The organism is Pseudarthrobacter sp. BRE9 (assembly GCF_031844305.1).
GTDB lineage: Bacteria > Actinomycetota > Actinomycetes > Actinomycetales > Micrococcaceae > Arthrobacter.
Genome location: NZ_JAUZUY010000011.1, coordinates 89,676 through 110,281 on the forward strand (window position 1 = coordinate 89,676; position 20,606 = coordinate 110,281).

Below are 20,606 nucleotides of genomic sequence, written 5' to 3' on the forward strand. Positions count from 1 at the left end.
GTCAGGTTGCCGGCCTGCCGCCCAAGCGGGTGGATACCTTGGCCGCAGCGGCCACGCACGTCTCAGCGAGGCTTTCGAACTGTTCCTTCGATACCCGGAAACGGGGGGCGGGGATCAGGACGGCAGCCACCACGTCGCCGCGGTGGTCGCGGACCGGGGCGGCGACGCCCACCTCGTCCATGGACGATTCGCCGTAGTTTCCCGCCCATCCCCGTTGCGCCACGTCCTGGAGCCTGGCTTCGTAAGCCGCCAGTCCGGCGTCGTCCAGTCCTGGAAATGTGATGGTTCCGCTGCGCAGCAGCTCCCGCACCCGCTCGGCCGGCAGGGTGGAGAGAAACACCTGGACAGAGGCGCTCATGGCGTCCCGGTAACGGGCGCCAAGGGGCGTGGTGTGCTTGATCTGGTGGTGGCTGGCGATCTGCTCCACGCAGATTGCCTCGTCCCCGTTCCACAGCATCAGCGCACTGGTCTCCCCTGTCTGCTCGGTCAGTTGCCGCAGGACGGGGTACGCCACGCGCCGTTCTTCCATCTCGGCCAGCAGCGGTCCGGCGACGGCGATGAGCCCCAGGCCCAGCCGGAACCGCTTGGTTTCCGGGTCCCGTTCCACCAGGTTTTCCTGCTCGAAGGTGGCCAGGATCCGGGAGACGCTGCTCTTGTGCATGCCGACGCGGTTGGCGATTTCGGTGACGCCCAGCAGCGGTTCGTCCGCGGTGAAGGTGCGCAGGACGGCGATGGCATTGACGACGACGGAGGCGCCTTTGGCGTCCGTCCCGCCGTTGGTGCCGGCGCCGCTGGTTTCGGGGGTTGTTGCAGGAGTCATGGTGGACACCATCTTTCCTCATCGTTGGCGGCAGACGCCGAAAGCGGCGCCGTGGCCCACGGCGCCGCTTTGGCTGTTCAGCCAGTTATGCCTGGATGATGTTGTGTTCCGGGCCGAACGGGAACTTGGTGATGTTCTCCACTGTGTCCTCGCCGATGACCAGGATGTCGTGTTCGCGGTAGCCGCCGGCGCCGGGCAGGCCGTCCGCCACCGTGATCATCGGTTCCATGGACACCACCATGCCGGGTTCCAGCACGGTGTCGATGTCCTCGCGCAGCTCCAGGCCGGCTTCGCGGCCGTAGTAGTGGCTGAGGACGCCGAACGAGTGGCCGTAGCCGAAGGTGCGGTTGGCCAGCAGCCCGTGGCTGATGTAGATCTCGTTGAGTTCTGCGGCGATGTCCTTGCAGACGGCGCCGGGCTTGATGAGTTCCAGGCCGCGGCGGTGCACCTCGACGTTGATGTTCCACAGTTCCAGGGATCGTTCGTCCGGCTGGCCCAGGAAGAGGGTGCGCTCCAGGGCCGTGTAGTAGCCGGAGGTCATCGGGAAGCAGTTCAGCGAAAGGATGTCACCCTGCTGCAGCTTCCGGGTGGTGGCCCAGTTGTGGGCGCCGTCGGTGTTGATGCCGGACTGGAACCACACCCAGGTGTCGCGGACCTCACGGTCAGGGAAGGTCCTGGCGATTTCGTGCACCATGGCTTCGGTGCCGATGAGCGCAACCTCGTACTCGGTGATACCCTCCCGGATGGCGTTGCGGATGGCCTCGCCGCCCAGGTCGCCGATGCGGGCGCCGTGCTTGATGACCTCGATTTCCTCTGCGGACTTGATCATCCGCTGGCGCATGGCGTCCTGCGAGACGTCCAGGAGTTCGGCGCCCGGGAAGGCGGCAGCGATCTTCTCGCGGGTAAGGCCCGGGAGGAAGTCGTCTTCGACGCCCAGGCGGGCGGCCTTGACGCCGCGCTGGCGCAGTGCCTCCTGCAGGCCGAAGTAGAAGTTGTCCCGGCGCCAGTCGGTGTAGACGATGTTCTCGCCGTAGGAGGTGCGCCAGGGCATACCGGCGTCGATGTTGGCTGTGACGGTGACGGAGTCATCCGCGGTGACCACCAGGGCGTAGTTGCGGCCGAAGGTGGTGTACAGGAAGTCGGAGTAGTACTTGATGCCGTGGTAGCTGGTCAGGATGACTGCGTCCAGGTCCTTGGCGGCCATGATCCGGCGGAGGCCGTCCAGGCGGCGCTCGAACTCAGCGTCGGAGAACGTGAGCTTGCCCTTGGAGCCAATGTGGAGGACCTTGAGGCGCTCGAGTTCGGCGATGGAGGAGGCGTTGTCGGCGGTGATAGTCACGAAGGTGGTGCCTTTCTAATGGATGCAGCTGCTGCCGGGGCAGTTTGAGGTGCTGCAGTTGGTGTTTTCTGGAAGGGGTTGGTTTAGGGGTCTCTGGTTTCTTCAGAGGTGCCTGAGGGGCTTCCGCGACGTTTCGGCGGCGAACAGCACGGCCGCCAGGGACACGGCGGAGGCTGCTACGAGGTACCAGCCGGGTGCCAGCTTGCTCTGCGTCAGGCCGATCAGCAGGGTGGCCATGAAGGGCGCGGTTCCGCCGAACAGGGCGTTGGACAAGTTGAAGCTGACGGCGAAGCCGCTGTACCGGACCTTGGTGGGGAACAGTTCGGCGAGGAAGCTGGGCAGGGTTCCGTCGTTGAGGGTCAGCATGCCGCCGAGCAGGATCTGGACCAGGACGATCACCAGGAAGTTGCCGGTGTCCAGCAGCATGAAGGCGGGGACGGTCAGGAGCATGAACAGGACGGAGGCGGTGATGAGCATGCGTTTACGGCCGAACCGGTCCGAGGCCATGCCTGTCAGGAAGATGAAGCCGATGTAGCTGGCCAGGGCGATGGTGGTGGCCAGGAAGGACTCGGTGGGCCCGAAGCCCAGTTCCTCCGACAGGTAGGTGGGCATGTAGCTGAGGATGACGTAGAAGCCGACGGCGTTGAGCAGCACCGCCCCGCAGGCGATGACCAGCTGCTTGCGGTAGGTCCGGAACATGGCCAGTGCGGGAGCTTTGGGCACCGACTCCTCCTGCTCAGCCAGGGCGCGGAAGGCCGGGGTGTCCTCCAGTCTGGTCCGGATGTAGCGGCCAATCAGGCCCATGGGGGCGGCCAGGAGGAACGGCAGCCGCCAGCCCCAGTCGTGCAGCTGTTCGCTACTGAGCACCGAGCTGAGGAGTGCCGCGATCAGTGAACCCAGGAGCAGGCCCGCTGCGGTGCTGGCCGGCACCACCGCGGCGTAGAGTCCGCGGCGGTTGGCCGGGGCGTATTCCACCAGGAAGGCTGAGGCGCCTGCATATTCCCCGGACGCCGAGAACCCCTGGACCACGCGGACCAGGAGCAGTAGGACCGGTGCCAGCATGCCGATGGTTCCGTAGCCGGGGATAAGGGCGATGCAGAAGGTGGAGACGGACATGATGACGATGGACAATGACAGCGCTTTGCGCCTGCCGAGTTTGTCGCCGATGTGGCCCCAGAAGAAGCCGCCCAGGGGACGGACGAAGAAGGAAACGGCAAAGACGCCGAAGGTTGCCAGGAGCGCGCTCTGCCGGTCTGCTTCCGGAAAGAAGACCGAGGAAATAACGGCAGCGAGGTAGCCGTACACGGCGTAGTCGAACCATTCGACGAAGTTCCCAATGAAACTCGCCGTGACCACCCGGCGCCGTACATCCTTGCTGACCGCGGTGCTGTCCGTGCCGGGGCCCGCCTGGCCAGGAGCGTTGGCGTCATTGCCAATGACTCCTGCGACGGGTGAGCTTGATTCGTTACTCATGAAACCACCAGTAAAAGTAAGAGTTGCATCTGTTGCAACGTGGTTGTTTCAAGATAGGTCGTGATACGCAACACAGTCAATAGCCTCAGGAAAACAATCTGCCGGGCCTTCGACCGTTCCTTAGAGTGCGAGCGCGCCGACGAACAAGGCAATCAGCGGCCACGATAGTTGCATTTCAAGCAACAGAGTTTCAATAAAACGGTGAGCTAATTGCAGCCGCGCTGGATCGGGAAAGGCTGCCAATGCAGCCCTTCGGCAGCCGTTTGGGGCAGCGATCAGCGTGTTCCTCAAGATTTGCGAAGTTTATCCCGCTGGTGGATTAACCCTCTTCCGTTGGCCTTGCGGGGTGCCTAATGTGGGCACACAAGCTTGCCAAGGGGGATAAGTGAAAAGCACCGTTGAAGCTCTTCAAGACGGCGGGATCCAGGACGCGCCTCAGGTCGCAGCGCCGAATTCCTTGGACGCACAGGGCAATGTCGCCGAGTGGACGTCCGACTGCCTTCTCACGCTCAGGAGCCCGGTACGCTTCACCCGGGCCGACTGGCCCTAAGCACGGAGCAGCGCGCTGAGGGACGGGCCACCTGGACCACCGGTATGACTCCTTGGAGCCATGCGCCCAACACGGCCAGCGCACTGGTCCAGGTTGTTACCCGCCGTTTCAGGCCCGCCCGGCTTTGTTCAGCTGGATGCGTCCCGCTCGATTTCTTCGGCGAGGTCTTCCACTTCTTCGGGGCGGGCCTCAATGCCCGCTTCCTCGAACCGCTCCTCAAGGACGTGGGTTACATCGTCCTGGACGTGGCCCAGCTGGATTTCGTGCCGCACATCCTCCGCAATGCTTTCAGGAGTCTCGTGATGCTCGGTTCCGGCCACGATCTCGTCGTTGCCGTCAAAGGGGTCGTTTGCGCCGCCAGCTCCGGAATCAGTCATACTCCATGGTTACCCTTCTGCTTCCGGCGGTAAACGGGCGGAAGGAGCCAAAGGGAACGGACGACGGCGGGCGCGTCCCGCCGTCGTCCCTGCGCCGTCGCCCGTTCCCCAGGGGTCAGGAGACGCCGGCGAGGATGCCGTCAATGCGGGCCAACAGGCCTGGCCAGCCGTTGCCCATGCCTTCGACCGCATGCCGGCCCATCGGGGTGTCGAGCTGGAAGCCCGCGTGTTCGAAGTGGAGGAGGGTGCCGCCGTCGACGGGCTCGAGCCGCCAGGTGATGGTGGTGTCCAGCTGGCCTTCGGAAAAGAGGAAGCTGATGGATGTCCCCGGGTCCACGGTGAGGACCTCGCACTGCTGATGCCCCCATGCGTCCATGTCCATCGTGAAGCGATGGCCCACCACGGGTGCGATGTCGCCGGGCGCCCACCAGCGGGCCAGCAGTTCCGGCGTGGTCAGTGCTGCCCAGACCGCCGTGGCGGGGTGCGGAAAGCGGCGTTCCAGCCGGATGGCATTCTCGGTCATGACGGATTCTCCTCGTCCAGAAGGTCTGCCAGCGCATCAACCCGCTGGTTCCAGTAGTGCTCGAAGTGCTTCACCCAGCCGCCGATCTCGGCAAGCGCGGCAGGCTGGAGGTGGTACACCCTGTTCCGGCCCTGCCGCTCCTCCCGGACCAGCCCCGCCTCGCGAAGGACTGCAAGGTGTTCGGATGCGGCCGGACGGCTGACGTCCAGCAGCCCGGTGAGCTCACCCGCCGTCCGGGGACCCTGGCGCAGCTCATCCAGGATGACGCGCCGCGCCGGATTGGATACGGCAGCAAAGACATCGGGAAGCACAGCGTCAAGTATATGTCGGAAATTCCCGACATATCAACCGCCCAGGAGTTTGCCCGGCGCGCACTCCAGCCACTCCAGAAACATCCGCCTCTTCTATTGCTGAGAAAGCGGTTTCTCGGTAGGGTCCTTGTCAGCGCTCACAGCCTCCGGCGGCAAAGCGGCCCCGGACGGGAGCGCTGTTCATTCCAATGACGGAAGAGAGAACATGCGAAGAAGCAGTACGCACTTATCCATGTCTGCAGCCATCGCCGTGGCGGGAGCACTCCTCATTGCCGGACCGGCAGGTGCCTCGCCAAACCCGGCAGCGGATCCCACGGCCCAGACCTCCCAGGTCCCCCTTGAGCGCCAGATTCTCCCAGCGGGAAACGGCTGGGCATCCGAGGGCACGGGGACCACGGGCGGATCGGCGGCAGAAGCCGCAAACGTCTACGACGTCTCCACCAAGGCAGAACTGCTGGCCGCCTTCGCTGCCGGAAGCCAGACCAAAATCGTCCGGATCCATGGAAGCATCGATGCCAACACGGCCACGGACGGTTCCCTGCTTACCTGCGAAGACTACGCTGCAGGCACCGGTTACAGCCTGGAGCAGTACCTTCAGGACTTCGATCCGGCCGCTTACGGCCGCAGCCAGAAGCCTTCCGGCCCACAGGAGGACGCAAGGCGTATCGCTGCAGCAAACCAGGCGAAGACCATCAGGTGGGACATCCCGAGCAACACCACTATTGTTGGCGCCACGCCGGACAGCAGCATCAAGGGCGCAGCCCTCCGCGTCAACGGCGCCACCAACGTGATCGTTCGCAACCTTACCCTTCGGGATGCGTCCGATTGCTTCCCGGCCTGGGACCCAACGGACGGCACCGAGGGCAACTGGAACAGCGAGTACGACCTGCTGCAGGTCATCAACAAGGCCACGCACGTCTGGATCGACCACTCGGCCTTCACGGACGCCCCCAACCTGGACAGCTCCCAGCCGCTGTACTTCGGACGCCCCTACCAGGTGCATGACGGCGCCGTCGATGTCACCAACGGCTCGGACCTGGTCACGATGTCCTACAACCGGTTCTCGGAGCACGACAAGCTGCTCCTGATCGGCTCCACCGATTCACCCACGCGCGGGGACCCCGGCAAGCTGCGGGTCACCATCCACCACAACGTCTTCGAAAACGTGGGCCAGCGCGCCCCACGCGTCCGGTTCGGCCAGGTGGATGTGTACAACAACCACTTCAAGGTCACCCAGGACAGCGCAATTCCTTATGAATACAGCCTGGGCGCCGGGTTCAGCTCACACCTTTACGCAGAAGCGAACGCGTTCACACTTCCGGCCGGTATCGACACCGCGGACATCATCGGCCGCTACAAGGGGACGGCCATCACCACCATCGCCAATGCGGTCAACGGCAAGATCACCGACCTGCGCGCCGAGTACAACGCCGCCGCGGTACCCGCGGACCAGCTGGCCGAGGATACGTCCTGGACGCCTGCCCTGCGCACCCAGGTCCACCCGGCCCAGGCCGTGCCGGCGCTGCTCAAGGACTCCACGGGACCGGTCTTCACGGCCGAGGGCGAGCTCTGATGGCTGCCGTCCTGCCCAGCCGCCGCAGCGTCCTGACCGCGCTGGCACTCACCGCAGGGGCCGCGGCCTTCCCGGGTACGGGGATGGCGGCGGCGTTCGCCCAAGCCGGCCAAGACCCCGCGACACCCCGCACCAAACCGGTCATCTTCGTGGTCGGGGACTCGACGTCGTCGGCCTACCAGCAGTCCGAACGCCCCCGCGCCGGCTGGGGACAGGCCCTGCCACTCCTGCTGGGCCCGCAGGCAACCGTCTTTGACTACGCGTGGTCCGGCGCCTCCTCCAAGAGCTACGCCGACGCCGGGCTGCTGGACCGGGTGCTGGCCCTGATGCAGGCGGGCGACTACCTGCTGATCTCCTTCGGGCACAACGACGAAAAAGTGGCGGATCCTGCCCGTGGAACGCTCCCCGACACCACTTTCAAGGAGTACCTGGGCCGGTATATCGCCGGGGCCAGGGCACGCGGGGGCAAGCCTGTGCTGGTCACCCCGGTGGAACGCCGCCGTTTCGATTCGTTCGGCAACGCGAAGGACTCCCATGGAGCGTATCCGCAGGCTGTCCGGGAACTCGCCGCGGCGTCCGGCACTCCCCTGGTGGACCTCACGGCGTCCTCCAAGGAGCTCTGGCAGCAGCTGGGGCCGGAAGGAACCAAGTCGCAGTTCCTTTTCCTGGCTCCCGGTGAGCACCCGCAGTATCCGCAGGGTTCGGAGGACAACACGCATTTCCAGGGCGCCGGTGCGCTGGCCGTGGCCCGCCTCGTCGCGCGTGAGCTGCAGTCCAAGGAGATCGTCCCGCCGGGCTACTTCCCGGACATCGACGCCGCCGCGGCCCCGCTGCTGGACATGTACTGGCCGGCCGAGCGGCCCGTTGACGTCCCGGTGACGCTCGACGTCGGACCCGGCCGGACGTTCGCGACCGTGCAGGCCGCCGTCGATTCCGTCCCTCCGGGCAGCCTCCAGCGGACAGTCGTCAGGATCCAGCCCGGCACCTACCGGGAAGCCGTACGGGTCCCGGCGGACAAGCCCCGGATCTCCTTCGTCGGCCAGGGCGGACGGCCGGAGGACGTGGTGCTGGTCTTCCACAACGCGTCCGGCACGCCCAAGCCGGACGGCAGCGGGAACTTCGGCACCTCCGGCAGCGCGTCCGTCCGGATTGACGGGCCGGACTTCGTGGCCCGGAACCTGACCATCAGCAACGATTTCGACGAGGCCGCCAACATGGGGATGAAGGACCGCCAGGCGGTCGCGCTGCACATCACCGGCGACCGCTCGGTGCTCTCCAGCGTCCGGCTGTTGGGCAACCAGGACACCCTGCTGGTCAACTCACCGGGTGCCGGCGTCCAGGCCCGGTTCTACTTTGAGGACTGCTATGTGGAGGGCGACGTGGACTTCATCTTCGGCCGCGGGACCGCCGTCTTCAGTGGCTGCGAAATCACGTCGCTGGACCGCGGCTCCAGCACCAACAACGGCTACGTGACGGCGGGCAGCCAGGATCTGTCCATCACGTACGGCTACCTCTTTGACCGGTGCCGGCTTGTCTCGGATGCCGCCGCGAACACTGTCCACCTGGGCAGGCCGTGGCACCCCAGCGGCGATCCAAAAGCCGTCGCCCAGGTCCTGGTCCGGGATTCCTGGCTTGGCGCCCACATCTCCGGCACGCCGTGGACAGACATGAGCGGCTTCTCCTGGCGGGAGGCACGGTTCCACGAGTACAACAACCGTGGCCCGGGCGCGCAGGTTACCCCCGACCGTCCGCAGTTGCCCCGGGCTGAAGCGGGCAAGTACACGGTCAGGACGTACCTGGAGGGAACGGACGGGTGGGCACCACAGCTCGCCGGTACAAGGGCGGACTGCAGCGTGGTGCCGTCGGAAGTGGCTGCCTAGCTGCTGAAGGGGTTGCCCGGTTCCGGGAAGGAGTCGGGCATTTCCCCTGTCCAGGGGCAGGACAGGGTGCCGGACCCAGGATTAGGCTGGGCGGATGTTGACCATTGGAACCATCGTCCTCGGCGTTAACGACGTTGCCGCCGCCACCAACTTCTGGCATGGCGCCATCGGCTATGTCCCCCGGGAACCCGGTGACGATACGTGGGTGACCCTGGTGCCGGCGTCGGGCCCGGGCGCGGCACTGTCCCTCCAGTTCAGCGAAACGCCCGTCCAGGACCACCCGCGGATCCACCTGGACCTCTATGCGGATGACCAGGGCGCAGAGGTTGACCGTCTGGTCTCGCTGGGCGCCAAGCGGGTGGACTGGGACATGTACCCGGAGGATCCTGATTTCGTGGTCCTGGAGGATCCGGACGGAAACCGGTTCTGCGTCATCGACAAAAGCCCGCGGTAGCTCCCCCACCCGGGAACAAGCCCGCGCCCCAGGCCGTTGGCATCGGTACGACACCTACCGCATCGTGCGGCGCCAGCGACGGAAGGGAACCTCATGGTCAGGGCCATCTGGAACGGAAAAGTTATCGCCGAATCCGCGGACACGGTGGTGGTGGAGGGCAACCACTACTTCCCGCGCCAGGCCGTCAACGCCGGCTATCTGCGGGACAGCGAGAAGAACACCTTCTGCCCGTGGAAGGGCCAGGCCAGCTACCACACGCTCGAAGTGGACGGCCAGCGGAACGACGCCGCCGCCTGGTATTACCCCGAACCCAAAGACAGGGCCAAGCACATCGAGGACAGGATCGCGTTCTGGCGCGGCGTCACCATCGAGGACTAGCAGGCTGACAGGAAGGACGACGGCGGGTGGGCACCCGCCGTCGTCCTTCCAGGCTCACTGCTGAGGTACCTGGCGGCGGGCAGCCGGGCTAGGAGTTCCGGCCGCCCGCCAGCCTGGTCAGCGCCGGTTTTTCCGGGGCTTTACAACGTTGAGTTCGCCGCTCTCATGCTTTGCTTTTTTGTCGGCCCGTTTTTCGAGGATTGACTTGCCGACTTTCTTGGCGGCGCTGCTTTTGGGGGATTTTCCGGACATCGGAATCACGCCTTTCCTTGCTTGCGTACCCGCAACGCTACGCCCTTTTATTTTTTTGGCCAGCCCTCCAAAGTCCCGCTATCCCACCCCGGCCTGCTGGCTTTCGGCATGCGGGTGGGATGCGAAGTTTGCCTGGAAAAACACCCGGCGTCAGTACCAAAATTTCGTGAGTCGATGGGCCAACACTCCGCCTTGGCCGTACCCCGCCCTGGCGGCTGCCGGGCGCAGTGAAAAGTCCATGGCGTTGGCGCCGAACATGTGCTCGGCGCCGCCGTCCGGGAAGATTGTTTCCACCCTGCTCCCTCCTTCCCGCAACTCCTCCACCTGCGCGGCAAGCTGCATGCCCCACTCCAGGGGCATCCGTGTCCTGCCCCCGAAGGGCGAGAGCACAAGGACGTGTCCGCACCCCGCGGCAAGGTCGGCGTTCTCATTGCGCCGGTAGCCGCCGTCGATATAGCGCCTGTCCCCGATCCCGTAGGCGAACCCGCTTGCGCAACTGGCAGCGACGGCGTCCACCAGGTCGATGCCGCTGTTGCGGTCGAACACGGCCGGTTTGCCGGTGTGGGCGTCGACCGCAGTGATGAGCAGTTTGTGGTGCGGCCAGTCCCGGTTTGGCAGCCGCGCGGCCACGGTCTCGCGCCACCGCCCGGTCGCGTCATGCGCGGCAGCCAGGTCCAGGGCCAGGGCACCCATCCTGCGGCGCATGTCCGCCGCGTCTTCAGCGGAGGCGATGATCCTGCCGGTCCGTTCCAGCTGGTCAGACACGGGCCTGGCAGGAGCGGGTCCGCTGCCGGGTCCTGGCGGAGCAGCCCGGTGCGGGGGCGTGTCCAGGACGGCTGCATAGAGGTCGGTGGGCACGGCGCCGGCGATCTGGGCGGCGGCTGTGGACCCGGCCGAGGTGCCGATGACCACATCAGCGACGGTTACGTCCAGGCCGGCATCGGCCAGCCCGGCGAGGACGCCGATCAGCCAGGCGTTGCCTGTTGAGCCGCCGCCGCCGAGGACCAGTGCCCGTCCGGAGGCCGCCGTCGGGGTGGCGTGCGGAGTTGAAGAAGGTGTTGAGTTCATGGGAGTCGCCTTTCGCGAATTGCCTGTTTGGCGCTCCCGGTGGCGGCTGGTTCAGCCGCGCGATCGTGGACTGCGGGGAGCACCCATTGCGGATACAGCATTCATGGGTCTCACCTCCTGCGGTCGGGTCACGATCACGGGAATCATGGCACAGCCGTGAAGTGCTGCGCAACAGGTAAATTTGAGCCGATGATTTCCATAGACCGGGACAGCCCCACACGCGACGACGTCCACCGCCTCCTCAGGGAGCATCTGGCGGACATGTTCGCCACCTCGCCGGCCGAGAGCGTTCACGCCCTGGATCACTCGGCGCTTTCCGCCCCGTCCATCACGTTCTGGACTGCCCGCGAAGATGGCAACTTGCTGGGGTGCGGGGCGCTCAAGCTCCTGGCCTCACCCACCGGCCCTGCAAGGCGCGGCGAGATCAAATCCATGCGCACCGCGGCAACGGCACGGGGACGGGGCGTGGCCACCCTCATGCTCCGGCATATCGTCGAGGACGCCCGGGCCCGGAATCTTGAGCACCTCTACCTGGAGACGGGGACCGAGGACTACTTCGCTCCCGCACGCCGTCTCTACGCCCGGCACGGTTTCACCGAGTGCCCGCCGTTTGCCGACTACGTCCTGGACCCCAACAGCGTTTTCATGGAACTCGGTCTTTAGCGGCCGCGCGTGGTGTTGGCGGCCAGGGTCGCCTCTACGGCATCAGGTGAGAGGACATGCTGGGCAACCATCTGGCTTGCCCCGTATACAGCGGCGTGGGCGCCTGCAATGGCGGTGCCGATGCGAAGTTGGGACGTCGCCAGCGGAGGGCATCGCTGGTAGATCACTTCGCGAATACCTGCCACCAATTGTTCGCCGAGCTCTCCAATGCTGCCTCCCACCACTATTGCGGAGGGGTTGAGCAGGTTTACGGCCGTTGCCAGTACGCCTCCGATATCCCGCCCAGCTTGGCGAATGGCCTGGAGGGTTTGTGGATTGCCGGCAACCGCGAGGTCCAACAGGTCGGCGGCTCCGCTGGCATCCAGCCCCTCGTTGCGGAGGCGGCGGACGATGCCGGGCCCTGATGAGAGCGCCTGGAGGCATCCATAATTGCCGCAAGTGCACAGCACGTCCGAGGTGGGGGCAACCTGAACGTGTCCAAGGTCGCCTGCCATGCCATTGGCCCCGTGCTGCAACTGCCCGCCGCTGATGACCGCGGAGCGGATGTCTTCCGCAATGTTCAAGAAGAAGAAGTTTTCGTGCTCCGTCCAGTGCCGGTTTCGCTCCGCGAGAGCCATCATGTTCACGTCGTTGTCCACCAGCACCGGCACAGGCAGGTACTGCTGCAGATAACCGGCGATGTCAAAGCCCTCCCACCCAGGCAAGATGTTTGCCTTGAGCGGCCGGCCTGTACCGCGTTCCACAGGACCGGGCAAGGCAATGCCCACACCTGCGAGTTCGCTCAGCCTGCGGGAAGCGGTGGCGAGTAGCTCTGGGACCTGCTCCACCGCCTGGCCAAGGACAGCCGCGGGACCATCGGCCGCCTTCAGCGGGAGGGAACGCTCGCTGAGCACCTTGCCCTTGAGGTCTGTGACGGCAACGAGCACCCGCGTGCTTCCCACATGGACGGCCAGGATGATGCGGGCGTCAGGATTGAACGCTACCCGTGCGGGGGGCCGGCCGCCGGTTGACGAAGCATCCCCCGCCGGCCTCACCAGCCCAGAGAGCATCAGCGCATCAATATGTGAGGCGACCGTGGACCGGGCCAGGCCGGTCCTCGTGGCCAGCTCAGAGCGGGTGCGCGGCGTCCCTTCCCGCAGAAGCTAAAAGAGGTCTCCCCCGCGCAAAGGATTAACGACCCCATTCAGCGATCGTGCGGTCAATGAAGGTGGCCACGCTGTGGACCATATCGGTGGAGGGGTCGTGCAGCCATTGCAGGCCGATCCCGTCCAGGACGGCGGTAACGATGATGACTTCGACATTGATTTGGGCTGTGGTCAAAGGTGCTGCGTCGCCGGCATCGACAGCCTCCTGCAAGTGGCCGGCCAGGGTGGCAAGGTTGCGCCTGTAGCGGCGCTGGATGAAGTCGTGGGCTGGATGGCCAGGCCCGGACGCCTCCGCCGCCATGGTGATGAACAGCTCAAGAAGGCCGCGGTTGGCCAGGTGCCCGCCCATGACCTGTGGCAGGCGCCGAAAATAGTCCAGCCCTGAGACGTCGGTCAGCCCGGTTTCAACGGTTTGCCGGTCCCATTCCTCCAGGACCGCCGTCAAGAGGCCTTCCTTGCTTCCAAAGTGTTGGAGCAGCGTGGCATGCGAGACCCCGACGCTCTCGGCAATGGTGCGGATGGACCCGCCCGCAAAGCCGCGCTCTCCAAAAATTGCCATCGCAGCTTGGACGATCTGTTCCCTCCGCCGGACACCCGTCTTATAGGGGCCGCGCGCGGGAGACGCGACGTTAGCGCACACCGCCATCCTCCTTCCCTCGGAACGTTGACGAAAACCTACCACTCGGTTAGTGTTCAAGTCCATAACCCATCCAGATATGAAGGAAGCTGCAGATGCGGTACTCAACCCTTGGCAGGACTGGCGTTAAGGTTTCCCGCATTTGCCTTGGTACTGCCACGTTTGGCGTGGCCCCCGCCCCTGAAGAAGCGGACCGTATTGTCGGGGCAGCGCTCGAAATTGGTATCAACTTCATTGACACCGCAGATGTGTACGGCAACACTCCCGTCTTCGATCGCCCTGGCGCCCCGCCCGCTGCCGACCGTGAACCTGCCGAACTAATCCTCGGCCGCGCACTGCGGCGCCGCCGGGACGACGTGGTGATTGCCACCAAATCAAGCGGCCCCGCCGGACCCGGCGTCAACGACCGCGGCTTGTCCCGCCGCCACATCATCCGACAAGTAGAGGCCAGCCTCCGCCGCCTGGGCACGGACTACATCGACCTTTACTACGCACACCACCCGGACCCGGACACGGCACTGGAACAAACCCTTGGCGTTTATGACGATCTGATCCGGGAAGGCAAGATCCGCTACGTCGGTTTATCCAACCATCCCGCTTGGCAGGTCACGCACGCACTGTGGATTGCCGAGGACCGCCGGCACCACGCACCTGTCGCCGCCCAGGTGAAGTACAACCTCATTGATCGCGCAGCCGAACGTGAACTGGTGCCCGCCTGCGAACACTTTGGCTTGTCCATCGTCCCCTACGCGCCCTTGCATGGAGGCTTGCTTGCTGATCTTCGCGTCCTCGAGCGGAGCATCGCGGGTGACCAGCGTTTCGCCGGACCCGGATTCCCCCCGCAGGAAATCGCCATCGCCCGGGAAGTCGACCGGCTTAGCCGGGAATGGGGGCTCGAGCCCTACCAGGCTTCGCTGGCGTGGCTGCTGTCCCGACCCGGCGTCGCCTCCGCCATCGTCGGCGCGGAAAACACCGGCGAACTCCGCGCCAACGCTTCCGCCGCAGACATCGATCTGCATGTGGACCAGCTGAGCGCCCTCACCGCGCTGACAAGTGCCCCCTGATGACGCGTTTTGGCGGCACGCTGACCTCCCTCCCAGTTGGTTGGCTGCCCCAGGTGCTCGGCACCCAGGGAACGCGGACGACGGCGGCTGGGCGTCCGCCGTCGTCCGCTTCTGTTTGTCAGGCCTCGGCGAAGGCGAGGTTGCTGGAGAGGTCCCGCTGGGCGCCGGCCTGGTCCTGAAGCAGCTTGGCCCGGGCCTCGAAGGTGTCGACGGCGTCGGCACCGGCAGCGAAGCGCAGCGGCGGTTCGCTCAGCCCGGCAAGGTGGATCAGCGCGTCGGCCAGTTTAGCCGGGTCTCCCCACTGCTGGCCGTCCATGCTCTTCCACGCTTTGACGGTCTGCTCCGTGCGTTCTGTGTAGTCCTCGATCGTGGAGTCTGCGTAGCTGGTGGAGTCCGGGGTGAGCAGTTCGGTGCGGAAGAAACCCGGTTCAACGATCATGGTGCGGATGCCGAACGGCGCGATCTCGGGGGCCAGGGACTCGGCCCAGCCCTCGAGCCCGAATTTGGAGGCGGCATAGGCGGTAAGGAATTCTCCGCCTGCGATGCCCGCCGTGGAGGAGATGGTGAGCAGCAAGCCGGAGCGCTGGGCCCGCAGGACCGGCAGGGCTGCGCGGGTGACATTCATGGGCCCGAACATGGTGGTTTCGATCTGGGTCCGGAAGTCCTGTGGGGTGATTTCCTCGAAGAACCCGGCGTAGAAGTTGCCGGCGTTGTTGACCAGCACGTCGATTCCGCCGAACCGGTCCACTGCCGCCTGGACGGCGGCCGTCGCGTCGGCGGGATCTGTGACGTCGAGCTTGACGGCGAGGAAATCCTCGTGGCCGCCGACGGCCTGCGCCACCTTTTCGGGGTTGCGGCCGGTGGCGACGACGGCGTGCCCGGCCGCAAGGGCAGCCTTGGCGATGTCGGTGCCCAGACCGCGGCCGGCGCCGGTGATGAACCAGACCTTCCGGCCGGTCCTGCTGGTTGTTGGAGATGTGGGAAGGGTCTGTTCAGTCATGGGGTTGTTCTGTCTTTCCTGTGATGGGTGTTTCTGCCTGCGCGCTGGCGCGGGCCGGGATGGACGATGGTGGTGATGCCCAGCTGGCGAGGAACGCAAGCCCGGTTTCCGAGGCCGAGCCCGGCTCTGCGGTGAAGGTGAACAGGGTCTGTCCTTGGTCTCCGGGCAGGTGCAGCGTCTCGAACTGCAGGGACAGGTCTCCGGCCACCGGGTGATGGAATCGCTTGGTGCCGGTGGTGTGGATCCGGACGTCGTGGCCGGCCCAGAGTGCGGCGAACTGTCCGCTGCGGGTGGTGAGCTCCCCGATCAGTTCGTTGAGCGCACGGTCGTGCGGGCTTCGGCCCGATTCCGAGCGCAGCATGGCCACCGTGGTGGCGGCCACCGCGTTCCAGTCGGGATACAGGTCTCCGGCTCCCTGGTCGAGGAAGAGGTAGCGCGCCTGGTTCGGCAGCCGGCCCGGAAGGTCCGGGCCGAACGACTCATCGGAGCTGAACACGTTGGAGTACAGGGCCCTGCCCAAGAGGTTGGCGGCGAGCACGTCGGAGCGGCCGTTCTGTACCAGGGCTGCCACCCCGGTCATTCCGTCCAGCAGGCGCAGCACCCCGGAACGGACCCGCTGCTGCGGCGGCCTCCCTGACGTCCGGCGCTTAGGCGCATTGGCCGTCCGGGCCAGGTCCATCAGGTGCGCACGTTCGGCCTCGTCCAGCTGAAGGGCAGCGGCAACCGCTTCCAGCACTGAGTCTGAGACACCGCGGAGGCTGCCGCGTTCCAGCCGGGTGTAGTAGTCGGTGCTCACCCCCGCGAGCTGAGCCACTTCCTCACGCCGGAGCCCTGGCACCCGGCGCAGTTCCCCGTAGCTGTGGATTCCGGCCCGGTCGGGGCTGATCTTCGCGCGGCGCGAGATCAGGAACTCACGGATGTCGTCTTTTCTGTCCACACCCATCACGCTACGCAGCCTGACCGGCCGGTGGCAGTGTCCGTCAGACACCCCCAACCAGCTCGGGAAGGCAGCATGCAAGGGTGGCCCTGCCGGAACCCGTTTCAGCAGGGACTCCCCTACGCGCCCGGGAAGGCGTTGACTGGGTTAAGGCGGGGCACCGGGTGCCGGCAGGTATGACCGCCATGGACAAGGGAGACATCATGCATACACGGACACTTGGGCAGGGTCTGCAGGTTTCGGCGATTGGGCTTGGCTGCATGGGTATGTCGCAGAGCTACGGCCCCAACCCTGGGGACCGCCAGGCCATGATCGGGGTGCTGCGGGATGCGGCAGGGATGGGGATCAACTTCTTTGACACGGCCGAGGTGTACGGCCCCTTCGTCAATGAGGAACTAATCGGCGAAGCACTGGCGCCGGTCAGGGATGAGGTGGTCATTGCCACGAAGTTCGGGTGGAGGATCGAGGACGGCAAATCCGTGGGGCTGGACAGTTCACCCGAACGGATCAAGCGCGTCGCGGAGGAATCTCTGAGACGGCTTCGCGTGGACACGCTCGACCTCTTTTACCAGCACCGTGTGGACCCCAATGTGCCCATCGAAGAGGTGGCCGGCGCCGTGGGCGAGCTTGTTAAGGCCGGAAAAGTCCGCCACTTCGGCCTGTCCGAGGCCTCGGCTGCTACCATCCGGGCGGCCCACGCCGTTTATCCGGTGACAGCGGTGCAGAGCGAGTATTCCCTGTGGACGCGTGATCCGGAGCCGGAAGTGCTGCCCACGCTTGCGGAACTGGGGATCGGTTTTGTTCCCTTCAGCCCGCTCGGCAAGGGCTTCCTCACCGGAACCGTGGATACGGCCACACAGTTCTCCGAGGGTGACGTGCGCGGCAGCATTCCGCGTTTCACGCCGGAGAACCGCGCGGCCAACCAGGCCTTGGTGGATCACGTGGCCGGACTTGCGGCCGCCAAGAACGCCACGCCTGGGCAGATTGCGCTGGCCTGGCTCCTGGCGCAGCAGCCATGGATTGTGCCGATCCCCGGGACCCGCCGCCGTGAGCGCCTCGAGGAAAACGCAGGCGCCACCGCCGTTGCCCTGTCCGCCGACGAGGTCGCTGACCTCAACGCTGTCGCCGGCCGGATTGGGGTGCAGGGAAACCGCTACAACGATGTGCACATGGGCCTCGTGGGGCGCTGACGCCTGACTTTCTAATCCTCAAACCGAAGGGGAACGACGGCGGGAACCTCCCGCCGTCGTCCGCTTTTTGTTGCTGATGCGCCGCTTCCCCGGCCGGGCGCACGGGCACTGCTAGAACTGCCCGGTGGGGCCGCTGTCCTTGACTTCGCCGCGCCAGCCGCCGGTTTCGGCACCGCGCGATTCGATGAAGTCCTTGAACTTCCGCATGTCGGCCTTTACCTGCATCTCGTCGATCTTCAGTACCGCGCCTGCCTTTTCGGTGACGGTTTCCGGCGCCCACTCGAAATGGACTTTGACCTTTGTGTGGTTGGCGTCCAGCGGTGTAAACCTGATGATTCCCGCGTGGGACTTTCCGTCGGTGCTGCGCCAGGCGATGCGGTCGTCCGGTTCCTGGTCGACTATTTCAGTATCGAATTCGCGCTGGACTCCACCCACTTTGGTGACCCAGTGGTTGGTGGTGTCGGTGAGCTGGGTTACGGATTCCACACCCGACATGAACTGCGGAAAGGACTCGAACTGGGTCCACTGGTTGTACGCGGTGCGCACCGGCACTGCGACGTCGACTGTCTCTTCAACGTGTTCCATCTGCTGCCTCCTCAAGACGGACGGCTGCAACAGCGGGCCGGCAGAGCTTGCCATCCTGCCAGTCAGGCAGCCGCCACCTTTTCACCATAAATCCGGCCGCGGCCACGGTCCAGACCTCCGCAAAGGAAGCGGACGACGGCGGGTGGGCACCCGCCGTCGTCCGCTTCCGTTGGGTGGCTACCCGCTGAAGGGGACCTTTTCCCAGCTCAGGACATCGGCGCCCGTGGCGCTGTTGCCAGCCACTGTGAACCGGACGTAATCCACGGCATTGCTGGCGCCGTCCACGGTGATGCGCTGAAGGTTGTCAGCGGCCGGCGAGCCGTAGATGTCCAGCCAGGGCGAGCTTGCGGCGAGTGGCTGGTTCTCGGCGAAGACGTGGCTGTCACCGTTGACCAGGTAGACGGGAGCATCGAGGTGGTTGGTTTCGTCAACGATCGCCTGCACGATCCCGCGGAAGCCGGACACAGTGCCCGGGTCGGCTGTGGCGCTGGCGAGCAGCGACGGATCGAACATGTCGGCCTGTTGCATGAGCACCACGGCCCGGTCATTGCTGCGCCTGGCGTCGGCGAAGGTCTGGTGGATCTGGGCGATGACGGCGTCCGTCCGGTGCTCCACCTCGGCGAGCTGCTCCGGCGTGGGTGCTGTCCTGCCCAGGCCGGTCCAGGGCAGAAGGGAGTTGTTGCTGCCCTGGACGTTCAGGACGGAGAAGGCCACGCGGTTCTTCGTGAAGCGGACGTCCTCGGGGAGGCCCAGGTTCTCCTGGGTTTTGACGGGCATGGTGGCGCCCAGCGTTTTGCCGGGCTCGTTGAAGAAGATTTCCCGCAACTTGTCCAGGCGCTCCAGCGGGTTGTACGCGCCATTGTTGGTCCGGTGGCAGTCCACCCACTCGTTGTCGCCGGGCGTGTAGACCAGCGGATGGGTGAAGGTGTCGAACTGGGTGCGGATGTAGGAGAAGTAGTCGTCCGAGCAGACGGAGGAGCCGTTCTTGATATCGCCCACGTGTGCTACAAACTTCAGGTCCTTGTCGGCGTTGAGGTCCTGGATGCGGGACGGGAATTTCGCAATCTCGGTTGCGCCGTACGGGATGTCGCCGATGGCGGCGAAGGTGAAGGCCTGGTTGCTGTCGCTCGTGCCGTCGGCTGCCTGGGCGGGTTGGGCCGCAAGGAGGCCGAGCGCCAGGGCGAGCGCCGCCGTCGCGGTTTTCAACGTCTTTGAAGGCATGGGGATGGTCCTGTTTCTCGTGGGGGCTTAGGCGCTGCGGGCGGTGAGGAACTGCTGGAGGCCGGCGAGGTCGTCGGTGTTGATGTGGTCCACGCCCGCGTCGGCGAGCTCGGTCCAGACGGCGTCCCGGGTGGCGCCGGGCTGGTCCGGTGTGGCCCAGAAGCGGACGCGGTAACCGTTGGCGTGGGCCGTGGCCACGAAGGCGCGCAGCCTGGTGCGTTCAGCCTCGGGCATGGGGCCGACACCCTGCCAGGTGAAGAGCTTGGTCCAGTTGTCGCTGACCAGCGGCATGAGGGCCGCGGGCAGGCCGGAGGCGAGGTCGGTGGAGCGGCCGTCGTAGAAACTGAAGCGCTGGGTCTGTGCCTGCATGGTGGCCAGCGGGCGGTTGCCGCTGATGACGGCGGTGACCGGTCCGGTTTTGGTGTTGCCGTTGGTGTAGCGGCTCATGATGTCGCGGTGTTCGGACAGTTCCTGCTCGATGGCCGCGTAGGTGGCCTCGCCTTCGCTCTTGATGTCGATCAGGAGCTGCAGGCTGCCGTCCCACTTCGGGTAGACGCTGTGGCCGGGCTGGCTGCGGACCAGGTCCTGGAGCGGGTCCAGGTAGAGGCTTTCGAGCGTCACGCCCTGTTTGGCGTCGGCCAGGTCATGGGCCACCCGCAGCTCGCCGTCCACCAGCCACACATCCGCCTCAACGCTGGTGAAGCCGTGCTCCAGTGCGTCATACAAGGGGCGGTCATGCTCGTAGTCATTGTGGGCGTGCGTCCCGGCAAGGGGCTGGCCGACGACGACGGGAGCCGGCTTGGGTGCCTCCGCGTCTGCCTGGGCGGGGGCTACGGCAGTTCCGGCCAGGGTAGCGAGGACGGCGACGGCTGCGAGAGTGCTTTTCACGAACACGGAGTACTCCTGGTACCTCGGGGATATCCGCCCGGGCTTGGGGTGTGCCGGGCAGGAGGGTGCGTGAAAAGACTGCTGGGCGCGGGGGAACGGTTCGGTACCGGCGGGTTGCTGGCGGGTGAACTGCGAGGGACAATGTGCCCGGATTATCAGCGGCCGTGCTTAGTCCCGGTTATGTCACGGCGTTATGTCACGGCCGCGCTGACAGGGCGCGCGCGGCAGCGGAAACGCGGAGCCTGCCCACTTACGCTGCCCCGGGAAGCAGCGTCTTG

General features: G+C 65.6%; 23 protein-coding genes. 7 read left to right on the forward strand and 16 right to left on the reverse strand.

Features of this window, described 5'->3' with window-relative positions; all coding sequences use genetic code 11:
• Window position 1: 1 nt before the first annotated feature.
• The 7 genes from Q9R31_RS17880 to Q9R31_RS17910 form a co-directional block, all read right to left on the reverse strand.
• The gene (locus Q9R31_RS17880; RefSeq protein ID WP_311264053.1) at window positions 2-820 is read right to left on the reverse strand and encodes an IclR family transcriptional regulator; all 819 of its coding nucleotides are present in this window, start codon (window positions 818-820) and stop codon (window positions 2-4) included.
• An 85-nt stretch (window positions 821-905) separates the two neighbouring features.
• Entirely contained in the window at window positions 906-2,159 is a 1,254-nt protein-coding gene (locus tag Q9R31_RS17885) for an aminopeptidase P family protein (protein WP_311264054.1), read from the reverse strand.
• 102 nt (window positions 2,160-2,261) lie between these two features.
• On the reverse strand, window positions 2,262-3,632 hold the full coding sequence (locus tag Q9R31_RS17890; protein ID WP_311264055.1) for an MFS transporter: 1,371 nt from the start codon (window positions 3,630-3,632) through the stop codon (window positions 2,262-2,264).
• A gap of 120 nt (window positions 3,633-3,752) precedes the next feature.
• Window positions 3,753-3,923 carry a hypothetical protein gene (locus tag Q9R31_RS17895; protein WP_311264056.1) on the reverse strand — a complete coding sequence of 57 codons (171 nt, stop codon included), beginning with the start codon at window positions 3,921-3,923 and terminating at the stop codon, window positions 3,753-3,755.
• 387 nt (window positions 3,924-4,310) lie between these two features.
• Complete coding sequence (locus Q9R31_RS17900) at window positions 4,311-4,559, reverse strand: hypothetical protein (protein ID WP_311264057.1); 249 nt, start codon at window positions 4,557-4,559, stop codon at window positions 4,311-4,313.
• 115 nt (window positions 4,560-4,674) lie between these two features.
• The gene (locus Q9R31_RS17905; protein WP_311264058.1) at window positions 4,675-5,082 is read right to left on the reverse strand and encodes an SRPBCC domain-containing protein; all 408 of its coding nucleotides are present in this window, start codon (window positions 5,080-5,082) and stop codon (window positions 4,675-4,677) included.
• Entirely contained in the window at window positions 5,079-5,393 is a 315-nt protein-coding gene (locus Q9R31_RS17910; RefSeq protein ID WP_311264059.1) for a metalloregulator ArsR/SmtB family transcription factor, read from the reverse strand. The genes Q9R31_RS17905 and Q9R31_RS17910 overlap by 4 nt, the downstream gene beginning before the upstream one ends.
• 232 nt (window positions 5,394-5,625) lie before the next feature.
• On the opposite strand from Q9R31_RS17910, the gene Q9R31_RS17915 reads away from it, so the two are divergent.
• From Q9R31_RS17915 to Q9R31_RS17930, 4 genes are all read left to right on the forward strand, one after another.
• On the forward strand, window positions 5,626-6,966 hold the full coding sequence (locus Q9R31_RS17915; protein WP_311264060.1) for a pectate lyase: 1,341 nt from the start codon (window positions 5,626-5,628) through the stop codon (window positions 6,964-6,966).
• Window positions 6,966-8,846, forward strand: coding sequence for a pectinesterase family protein (locus tag Q9R31_RS17920; RefSeq protein WP_311264061.1), 1,881 nt, complete (start codon window positions 6,966-6,968; stop codon window positions 8,844-8,846). The genes Q9R31_RS17915 and Q9R31_RS17920 overlap by 1 nt, the downstream gene beginning before the upstream one ends.
• 94 nt (window positions 8,847-8,940) lie before the next feature.
• Complete coding sequence (locus Q9R31_RS17925; protein WP_311264062.1) at window positions 8,941-9,300, forward strand: VOC family protein; 360 nt, start codon at window positions 8,941-8,943, stop codon at window positions 9,298-9,300.
• 93 nt (window positions 9,301-9,393) lie between these two features.
• The gene (locus tag Q9R31_RS17930; protein WP_311264063.1) at window positions 9,394-9,678 is read left to right on the forward strand and encodes a DUF427 domain-containing protein; all 285 of its coding nucleotides are present in this window, start codon (window positions 9,394-9,396) and stop codon (window positions 9,676-9,678) included.
• A 117-nt stretch (window positions 9,679-9,795) separates the two neighbouring features.
• Here the strand turns inward: Q9R31_RS17930 and Q9R31_RS17935 are convergent, their stop codons facing one another.
• On the reverse strand, window positions 9,796-9,939 hold the full coding sequence (locus tag Q9R31_RS17935) for a hypothetical protein (protein WP_160141877.1): 144 nt from the start codon (window positions 9,937-9,939) through the stop codon (window positions 9,796-9,798).
• 141 nt (window positions 9,940-10,080) lie between these two features.
• Window positions 10,081-10,998, reverse strand: a complete 918-nt coding sequence (locus Q9R31_RS17940; RefSeq protein ID WP_311264064.1) for a patatin-like phospholipase family protein — start codon at window positions 10,996-10,998, stop codon at window positions 10,081-10,083.
• A 189-nt stretch (window positions 10,999-11,187) separates the two neighbouring features.
• On the opposite strand from Q9R31_RS17940, the gene Q9R31_RS17945 reads away from it, so the two are divergent.
• The gene (locus Q9R31_RS17945) at window positions 11,188-11,661 is read left to right on the forward strand and encodes a GNAT family N-acetyltransferase (protein WP_311264065.1); all 474 of its coding nucleotides are present in this window, start codon (window positions 11,188-11,190) and stop codon (window positions 11,659-11,661) included.
• On the opposite strand, the gene Q9R31_RS17950 is transcribed toward Q9R31_RS17945, so the two are convergent.
• Window positions 11,658-12,710 (reverse strand): ROK family protein, encoded by a 1,053-nt coding sequence (locus Q9R31_RS17950; RefSeq protein ID WP_311264066.1) that lies wholly within the window; start codon window positions 12,708-12,710, stop codon window positions 11,658-11,660. The two genes, Q9R31_RS17945 and Q9R31_RS17950, sit on opposite strands and share 4 nt — an antisense overlap.
• Window positions 12,711-12,831: 121 nt before the next feature.
• Entirely contained in the window at window positions 12,832-13,452 is a 621-nt protein-coding gene (locus Q9R31_RS17955) for a TetR/AcrR family transcriptional regulator (RefSeq protein WP_311264067.1), read from the reverse strand.
• 86 nt (window positions 13,453-13,538) lie between these two features.
• Here Q9R31_RS17955 and Q9R31_RS17960 point away from each other — a divergent pair, with 86 nt between their 5' ends.
• Window positions 13,539-14,507 (forward strand): aldo/keto reductase, encoded by a 969-nt coding sequence (locus Q9R31_RS17960; RefSeq protein WP_311264068.1) that lies wholly within the window; start codon window positions 13,539-13,541, stop codon window positions 14,505-14,507.
• 118 nt (window positions 14,508-14,625) lie between these two features.
• Here the strand turns inward: Q9R31_RS17960 and Q9R31_RS17965 are convergent, their stop codons facing one another.
• Together Q9R31_RS17965 and Q9R31_RS17970 are read right to left on the reverse strand one after the other, a co-directional pair.
• Window positions 14,626-15,507, reverse strand: coding sequence for an SDR family oxidoreductase (locus tag Q9R31_RS17965; protein ID WP_311264069.1), 882 nt, complete (start codon window positions 15,505-15,507; stop codon window positions 14,626-14,628).
• On the reverse strand, window positions 15,500-16,450 hold the full coding sequence (locus Q9R31_RS17970; protein ID WP_311264070.1) for a helix-turn-helix transcriptional regulator: 951 nt from the start codon (window positions 16,448-16,450) through the stop codon (window positions 15,500-15,502). The genes Q9R31_RS17965 and Q9R31_RS17970 overlap by 8 nt, the downstream gene beginning before the upstream one ends.
• A gap of 197 nt (window positions 16,451-16,647) precedes the next feature.
• Here Q9R31_RS17970 and Q9R31_RS17975 point away from each other — a divergent pair, with 197 nt between their 5' ends.
• Complete coding sequence (locus Q9R31_RS17975; RefSeq protein WP_311264071.1) at window positions 16,648-17,634, forward strand: aldo/keto reductase; 987 nt, start codon at window positions 16,648-16,650, stop codon at window positions 17,632-17,634.
• Between the two features lie 111 nt (window positions 17,635-17,745).
• Here the strand turns inward: Q9R31_RS17975 and Q9R31_RS17980 are convergent, their stop codons facing one another.
• From Q9R31_RS17980 to Q9R31_RS17990, 3 genes are all read right to left on the reverse strand, one after another.
• A complete protein-coding gene (locus Q9R31_RS17980; RefSeq protein ID WP_311264072.1) occupies window positions 17,746-18,219 on the reverse strand; it encodes an SRPBCC family protein in 474 nt (157 codons plus the stop codon).
• A gap of 177 nt (window positions 18,220-18,396) precedes the next feature.
• Entirely contained in the window at window positions 18,397-19,440 is a 1,044-nt protein-coding gene (locus Q9R31_RS17985) for a metallophosphoesterase (protein WP_311264073.1), read from the reverse strand.
• Between the two features lie 27 nt (window positions 19,441-19,467).
• Window positions 19,468-20,334, reverse strand: a complete 867-nt coding sequence (locus Q9R31_RS17990) for a phosphatidylinositol-specific phospholipase C/glycerophosphodiester phosphodiesterase family protein (RefSeq protein ID WP_311264074.1) — start codon at window positions 20,332-20,334, stop codon at window positions 19,468-19,470.
• Window positions 20,335-20,606: the final 272 nt, after the last annotated feature.

Excerpts from the sequence above, each read along its gene's own strand:
- Q9R31_RS17880 (WP_311264053.1), bottom strand. The coding sequence starts at position 820 with ATGACTCCTGCAACAACCCCCGAAACCAGCGGCGCCGGCACCAACGGC.
- Q9R31_RS17975 (WP_311264071.1), top strand. The coding sequence starts at position 16,648 with ATGCATACACGGACACTTGGGCAGGGTCTGCAGGTTTCGGCGATTGGG.
- Q9R31_RS17945 (WP_311264065.1), top strand. The coding sequence starts at position 11,188 with ATGATTTCCATAGACCGGGACAGCCCCACACGCGACGACGTCCACCGC.
- Q9R31_RS17920 (WP_311264061.1), top strand. The coding sequence starts at position 6,966 with ATGGCTGCCGTCCTGCCCAGCCGCCGCAGCGTCCTGACCGCGCTGGCA.
- Q9R31_RS17985 (WP_311264073.1), bottom strand. The coding sequence starts at position 19,440 with ATGCCTTCAAAGACGTTGAAAACCGCGACGGCGGCGCTCGCCCTGGCG.
- Q9R31_RS17890 (WP_311264055.1), bottom strand. The coding sequence starts at position 3,632 with ATGAGTAACGAATCAAGCTCACCCGTCGCAGGAGTCATTGGCAATGAC.
- Q9R31_RS17960 (WP_311264068.1), top strand. The coding sequence starts at position 13,539 with ATGCGGTACTCAACCCTTGGCAGGACTGGCGTTAAGGTTTCCCGCATT.
- Q9R31_RS17905 (WP_311264058.1), bottom strand. The coding sequence starts at position 5,082 with ATGACCGAGAATGCCATCCGGCTGGAACGCCGCTTTCCGCACCCCGCC.
- Q9R31_RS17965 (WP_311264069.1), bottom strand. The coding sequence starts at position 15,507 with ATGACTGAACAGACCCTTCCCACATCTCCAACAACCAGCAGGACCGGC.
- Q9R31_RS17940 (WP_311264064.1), bottom strand. The coding sequence starts at position 10,998 with ATGAACTCAACACCTTCTTCAACTCCGCACGCCACCCCGACGGCGGCC.
- Q9R31_RS17970 (WP_311264070.1), bottom strand. The coding sequence starts at position 16,450 with ATGGGTGTGGACAGAAAAGACGACATCCGTGAGTTCCTGATCTCGCGC.
- Q9R31_RS17950 (WP_311264066.1), bottom strand. The coding sequence starts at position 12,710 with ATGCTCTCTGGGCTGGTGAGGCCGGCGGGGGATGCTTCGTCAACCGGC.
- Q9R31_RS17915 (WP_311264060.1), top strand. The coding sequence starts at position 5,626 with ATGTCTGCAGCCATCGCCGTGGCGGGAGCACTCCTCATTGCCGGACCG.
- Q9R31_RS17955 (WP_311264067.1), bottom strand. The coding sequence starts at position 13,452 with ATGGCGGTGTGCGCTAACGTCGCGTCTCCCGCGCGCGGCCCCTATAAG.
- Q9R31_RS17930 (WP_311264063.1), top strand. The coding sequence starts at position 9,394 with ATGGTCAGGGCCATCTGGAACGGAAAAGTTATCGCCGAATCCGCGGAC.
- Q9R31_RS17925 (WP_311264062.1), top strand. The coding sequence starts at position 8,941 with ATGTTGACCATTGGAACCATCGTCCTCGGCGTTAACGACGTTGCCGCC.
- Q9R31_RS17900 (WP_311264057.1), bottom strand. The coding sequence starts at position 4,559 with ATGACTGATTCCGGAGCTGGCGGCGCAAACGACCCCTTTGACGGCAAC.
- Q9R31_RS17980 (WP_311264072.1), bottom strand. The coding sequence starts at position 18,219 with ATGGAACACGTTGAAGAGACAGTCGACGTCGCAGTGCCGGTGCGCACC.